The 5,720-nt window shown below is 63.0% G+C and carries 6 protein-coding genes and 1 pseudogene; 1 reads left to right on the top strand and 6 read right to left on the bottom strand.

Annotation, left to right across the window (positions count from 1 at the left end; genetic code table 11):
- Positions 1–617 (bottom strand): TonB-dependent receptor plug domain-containing protein (locus ACFC3J_RS21825; protein ID WP_375198058.1); only part of this gene is annotated, 617 nt, incomplete at its 3' end.
- A 148-nt stretch (positions 618–765) separates the two neighbouring features.
- Entirely contained in the window at positions 766–1,644 is an 879-nt protein-coding gene (locus ACFC3J_RS21820; RefSeq protein ID WP_279728614.1) for an AraC family transcriptional regulator, read from the bottom strand.
- A 114-nt stretch (positions 1,645–1,758) separates the two neighbouring features.
- Here ACFC3J_RS21820 and ACFC3J_RS21815 point away from each other — a divergent pair, with 114 nt between their 5' ends.
- Positions 1,759–3,165 (top strand): MFS transporter, encoded by a 1,407-nt coding sequence (locus tag ACFC3J_RS21815; RefSeq protein ID WP_375198057.1) that lies wholly within the window; start codon positions 1,759–1,761, stop codon positions 3,163–3,165.
- 53 nt (positions 3,166–3,218) lie between these two features.
- Here the strand turns inward: ACFC3J_RS21815 and ACFC3J_RS21810 are convergent, their stop codons facing one another.
- From ACFC3J_RS21810 to ACFC3J_RS21795, 4 genes and pseudogenes are all read right to left on the bottom strand, one after another.
- The gene (locus ACFC3J_RS21810) at positions 3,219–3,611 is read right to left on the bottom strand and encodes a carboxymuconolactone decarboxylase family protein (RefSeq protein ID WP_009823703.1); all 393 of its coding nucleotides are present in this window, start codon (positions 3,609–3,611) and stop codon (positions 3,219–3,221) included.
- Positions 3,608–3,961, bottom strand: coding sequence for an NAD-binding protein (locus ACFC3J_RS21805; RefSeq protein ID WP_306812574.1), 354 nt, complete (start codon positions 3,959–3,961; stop codon positions 3,608–3,610). The genes ACFC3J_RS21810 and ACFC3J_RS21805 overlap by 4 nt, the downstream gene beginning before the upstream one ends.
- Before the next feature lie 27 nt (positions 3,962–3,988).
- Positions 3,989–4,468 (bottom strand): annotated as a pseudogene (locus ACFC3J_RS21800) (NAD(P)-binding domain-containing protein); the annotation flags it as partial.
- A 115-nt stretch (positions 4,469–4,583) separates the two neighbouring features.
- Positions 4,584–5,720, bottom strand: a 1,137-nt coding sequence (locus tag ACFC3J_RS21795; RefSeq protein ID WP_375198056.1) for an MFS transporter, incomplete at its 5' end; no start/stop codon positions are given.

Below are 5,720 nucleotides of genomic sequence, written 5' to 3'. Positions count from 1 at the left end.
GAGATCTTTCCTAGCAGATCCTCGGAAACGGGGCCGGAGACACTGGCAAAGTTCTCGCGGCCATGATGATTTCCCAGTCCGGTTCGGTACCGGCCTTCGAATTCTCGCGTGGGCCCACGCGTGGTGATATTCACGGCGCCGGCGACAGTGTTGCGGCCAAACAGATGCCCTTGCGGCCCGCGCAGAACCTCCAGCCGCTGCACGTCCTGAATGTCGGTCATGCCCGTCGAGGGCCGTGGGATGTAAATCCCGTCAATATAAGTGGCGACCGCCGGATCGTTGGCGAGAATGGGCTGGAGATTGCCCTGACCGCGGATGGCGACGAAGACGATGCCGTCGCCGCCCGCGGAACCGCGGCCGATGACCAAGCCCGGCGCGGTGCGCTGAAGATCGACGACATTTTCCACCTTGGCCGTCGTCAAAGCTTCGGGGGTGAGCGCCGTGACGGCGATCGGTGTCGTCTGAAGACTTTCTTCAGTGCGGCGCGCAGTGACGACGATATCCTGAATACCTTCGCTCGCACCCGATTGCGGCTGCTGCGCATAAGCGGGCTGCGCCATGGCGGCGACGAGCGCACCCACGCCGATCGCACCCTGAGTGACGGCCTTCTTGCTCATATCTTCCTCCCCATCATTGTATCTTGCCTCGATTTGCACATATGGAGCCCGTCTAGCTTGGAGCCGATCTGCTCCATAGTGGTCGGTCCACGGTTGACTGTGCGGCGATAGAATTTGGCCGCTCATCGACATTTTTCTGCTTGCCCGATCAGTGGACCTGCGCTGATGTCGACCGGAAAGCCTTGGGCGTTTGACCCGTCGCGGATCGGAAAGCGGCGGAAAAGGACGACGTGCTGTTGAAGCCGCATCGCCAGCTGATTTCCTTGATGCGAGCGCCATCGCTGCGCAGCAGTTCCTTTGCCAAAGCGATCCGGCTGCGCGCGACAAATTCACCCAGGCTGACGCCGGTCCCTTCCTTGAAAACGCGGGCGACATGACGCACGCTCATGTTGCGGTCGCGCGCGATATCGGCGACGCCAAGAGGCGAGGAGAGATTTTCCATCACATAGTCGATGATGTTTTGGACCTGGCGTGGGCTACGCGAATGCTGGCCGCCCCGTTCGCGCGGACCCATGTGCCGGGCCAGTTCGACCGCAAGCCCCATGAGCATCGATTCGACGAGCGTCTGGCTGGCAAATCCGGGCGACCGCAATTCCGCAGCCAGTCCCGCAAAGAGTCGGCGCATGGAGATATTTTGAATGTCTGCGCACGGCTCTACCTTGTTCAGCGGCTGCTCCCCGTCGAACAATTCCTCCAGAAATTCTTCCCCAAGCGCCACGCAGACGAGATGCCGCTCCTGAAGCGCCGGCTCGCCGAAATATTGGCGGTGCGGCGGCATGTAGAGGATGTCCCCCGACGCGGCGCGCCGGTCCGGGCGGCCCAAGCTGACCATGCTGCGCCGCGGCTGACCGTCGAGCGAATAATCCAGATAATGTTTCTCTGGACTAAAGACGCCGCTGCTGGGCTGGACCCAATCGAAATGCCGCACATCCACATGCGCGTCGCGAACTCTCGCCGCCACTTCAATGTAGAAATTCTGGACGCCAGCTCTACCCTGACCGGTCCAATCGCTCTCCGGACGAAACATCTCTACCTCTGCCAGGTTCTATTCTCTCGATGCCCCGAATAGGCGCACCAATGCGCTTTTACTTCTATCTTCGGATAGGTGGTCAAGGCTCCATGCGCGGGCACATCCCTGCCTGTGCTCGATCGAGGCGCGGCATGGGAACAGGGGCGACAGGTTTCGCCATGCACCCGGTTCGATATTCAAAAACAGGAGGCGCTCAATGTCCATCGCACCGCTCTTGCAGCCGGGGACGTCATGAGAGCGCTGTCGGACAAACCAGCGGCCATCGGCCATTATCCCTGGTATGTGCTAGGTATATTGACGCTGGCGCAGACCTGCCATGGCATTGATCGCGCCATCATCGGGCTGGTGCTGGCGCCGGTCGGGCATGAATTTGCACTCTCGGATGGGCAATTGGGAATATTGGCCGGATTTGCCTATGGCATATTCTTTGCCCTTGCAGCCCTCCCCTTCGGCATAGCCGTAGATAGCTGGAACCGACGCAACCTGATGGCGGCCGCGTTGACGCTGTGGAGCGGTGCGACCGCCCTGTGTAGCCTGGCGACAGGGTTCTGGACATTGCTCATAGGCCGCGCCGCCGTAGGGACCGCCGAAGCGGGCGGATCACCGACCGGCATGTCACTGCTGAGCGATTATTTCGGCGAAGACCGCCGCGCGACCGCCATCGGTATCTGGTATCTGAGTTCGGGAATCGGCCTCGCCATCGCGTTCATCGTAGGTGGCGTGATCGTGCAGAGCGCCGGATGGCGCTGGGCGTTCGTGGCCGCCGGCGTGCCGGGACTGGTGCTGGCGCCGCTGCTGCTGCTCACGGTAAGGGAACCCGTGCGCGGCGCACATGACGGGCCGGCCCCGCAGCAGGAAGAAACGCTGAGACTGGGGCAACGCATCCGCCTGCTCGCCGCGCAGCCCGGACTGCTGTATTGCATCTTCGCCATCGTCCTGATCGCGGCGGGCATTTACGGCATGAGCACATGGCTCACCACTTTCCTGATCCGAGTCCACGGCATGCCCATTGCGAAGGCGGGCATCCTCATCGCCATCGCCTATGGCGGCCTCGGTTCGCTGGGCGGATTCCTCGCGGGCTGGGTGATCGACCTCGTCAATCGGCGGCGGGGTGGCTTTGATCCGGCAAGGACATCCCTGTTCGGCGCGGTGATACCCTTGCTGACGGCTGTGACCGGGGTCGGTACGGTCCTGTTCCACGACGTCGATCTGATGCTGGCGCTGCTGATGGCTTGCGGCTTCCTCAGTGCGTCCTATAATGGCCCAATTTACGCCGTCATCGTGACAATCGCCGGACCGCGCCTGCGGGGCCTTGCGGTATCCCTGGTGCAGTTGGGCGCGAACCTGATCGGCGTAGGCGCGGGCACTTATCTGATCGGTGCGGTCAGCGACTTTGTCGGAGGCACGGCCGGTGTCGCTTGGGGGATCGGCACCGCAATGCTGTTCACATTCGCTGGGGGCATATTGCTGCTGCTGGCCTCGCGCGCGATCCGGCGTCGGGGTAGCGGCGAAGCATAAGAAAAGGGCGGCCCGGTCTTTCGACCAGACCGCCCTTCATTATGCGCACCCTGTCATTTCGCGGCGTTGCGTTCCTTGCGTCGGGCCTTGGCGGCCTCGATCCCCCGAAACACGGTAGTCGTATTGCCCGCCCCGGCATAGAACAGCACGAACAGCGGCAGGAAATCCAGCTCCTCATCAGTGAATTCCTCATTGATGAGGGCGCCGTTCATCTGGATTTCGACCAGATCTGCGCGGCCCAGCATAGCCGTGGCGCCCAGCACCAGCAGGCGCTTCTCCCGCATCGAGAAGATGTCGCTCGCCCACAGATTGGCGAACTGATTACCGACGATTTCTTGGTTGAAGGATGATTCCCGATACGGGAGGGTCATTTCCGACGATCCCGGTCCGTAGACCTTGTCGAAGACTTCCAGCCCCTTCTGCCACTGCGCTTCGTCGATGCTCATGCCTTTTCTCCCATTACATTTTCCAAGCCCACGACCGTCTGATCGGTTCGGCGCGTCAATTCGACCAAGGGCAGCGCGATGCCGTAGCTGCGCGCCAGATCGATGGCGGCGTCCAGATCCTTGACCATCAGGCTGCGGGTATATTCGCGCACCGCCGCTTCCTGCTCGCTGGACGACGGATCGTCGCGCACCGCCAGCATCAACGGGCCGCCCACGCTGTCCGAACTGGCGTCGATCACATGCGCAAGCTGGCGGACATCCACCCCGGCATTGCGGCACAATACCGACGCTTCATAGCCGGCGCGCAGGCAGCCGAAGACGATGACGTTGCGGGCGATCTTCGCGGCCATGCCCGCGCCTGGGCCACCCATATGCGCCACCAGCTTGGCAAAGCCGTCCAGAACCGGACGCACCTTTGCGATTGTTTCATCCGTACCGCCGACGAGGCAAACGAGGCCATGCTCGCGGGATTTGGGGCCACCCGTCACGCCGCAATCGACCAGTTCCACGCCCGCCGCGTCGGTCAGGACGCGAATGGCGTCCAGATCCTCGATCGAGACGGTCGCGACCAGCACCACGATCATGCCCGGCCGCGCGCGCGCAAGCACGCCGTCGGGGCCTGACAGCACATCGATCGTCTGTTTTGCGTTGACGACGGCGATGATGACGACGTCGGACTGCGCGGCCAGCTCCGCCGGGCTAGCGACGACGGGCGGCACGCCCTCCAGCGCGTCAGCAGCATCGGCGCGAATGTCATAGACCGCAGCCAATTGCTGTGTCCGCGCGAGGCATATGGCGACGCCCGCGCCGATCTGCCCCAGGCCGATAACCCCTGCTCTTCCCATCCTCATCTTCCTTTCTGCCGCTTGCTCGCGGTCCTGTCATAGCCAGGCCGCAAGGATGGCATGGCCGGGGCCGCGGCGTCATCCCATCCGGCGCTTCGTGGCCGAACGTCGACAGCTTTCCCGTCCTTCACGATGCATTTGCCTCCAGCGGCAGATTTTTCGCAGCCAGGCTATAATGGAAAACCGCGATCAGGAGCACAGATGCCGACAATTGCATACTCAGTTGCAGGCCGCTTGCCGATGCCGAGAGACAAGCGGCTGGCAGCGATGCCTTGCCCGAGACGAGGCAATCTGCGGCATAATTGCCCTTATAGAGAAAGACAGCGAGGCGATCGCTGAGATAGCCCAGCACAACCGATCCCAACCCCAGCCCGGCGACGGTCTGGCCGAAGGAGTGAAGCGCGGCGGCGGACGCCCGCATACGGGGTTCAACCAGTGACTGCGTGATGGTCATGATCGCGGGCGTGAACGCATAGAGCAAGGTCGTCGCGACGAAGAGAAAGGCGACCAGCCACCACCAGTCGGATTGATGGATCGCCAGCAGATAGAATGGCAGAGCCAGCCCCACCGCGATCGCGGGCGCCCAGCCGCCCCAGCGTATATCCCGCCGGATCAGCCGGCCGATCAGATAACCGCCGCTGACTTGTCCCACCATCGTCGCGAGACTGAACGACAGCGCGAACACCAGACCCGCCTGCGCCAGCGGGAGATCGAAGCGGCGAACCAGCAAGGGAATGAGGAACAGGTTGGTGCCGAACCCCACCAGCCCGACGAAGCCGCTGCCAAAGGTCAGGTGCAGGAAGGAAGGCGAACGGGCGAGCCGCCGAAGCACCATGGCGAAGGGGGGCGTATCCGCACTCTGCCCGGCATCCTTCCGTTCAGGTTCGGGAATGGTCGCAAGCAGTAGCAGCGCCAGCAACAGGCCGGGCGCGCCAACCGCCACGAGCGCAAGCCGCCAACCAAATGCCTGCGCCACCGCGCCGCCCGCAATCGCAGCGATGGCGCCGCCCAGGGGCACCCCCATCGCAATCAGCGAAAAGACCACCGCCCGGCGCCCGGCATCGAACCGATCGGAAATCATCGAAACGAGCGCCGGTGTGAAGCCGGCTTCGCCGACGCCGACGCCCATGCGGCAGAGCAGGAGCTGTACATAGCTTGCCGCCGCACCGGACAACGCCGTCATCAGCGACCAGAGCATCGTCACCATGGCAATGATCCGCACCCGGCTGTAGCGTTCGGCGAGTCGCGCCAGCGGGATACCCAG

Source organism: Sphingobium sp., assembly GCF_041987595.1.
Taxonomy (GTDB): Bacteria; Pseudomonadota; Alphaproteobacteria; order Sphingomonadales; family Sphingomonadaceae; genus Sphingobium.
Note: the sequence above shows the minus strand (reverse complement) of the source record. Positions and strands in the feature narration are given on the sequence as shown.

What these genes read in the sequence shown, in the direction of transcription:
- ACFC3J_RS21820 (WP_279728614.1), bottom strand. Translation starts at nt 1,644, where the DNA reads ATGTTTCGTCCGGAGAGCGATTGGACCGGTCAGGGTAGAGCTGGCGTC.
- ACFC3J_RS21810 (WP_009823703.1), bottom strand. Translation starts at nt 3,611, where the DNA reads ATGAGCATCGACGAAGCGCAGTGGCAGAAGGGGCTGGAAGTCTTCGAC.
- ACFC3J_RS21805 (WP_306812574.1), bottom strand. Translation starts at nt 3,961, where the DNA reads ATGGCCGCGAAGATCGCCCGCAACGTCATCGTCTTCGGCTGCCTGCGC.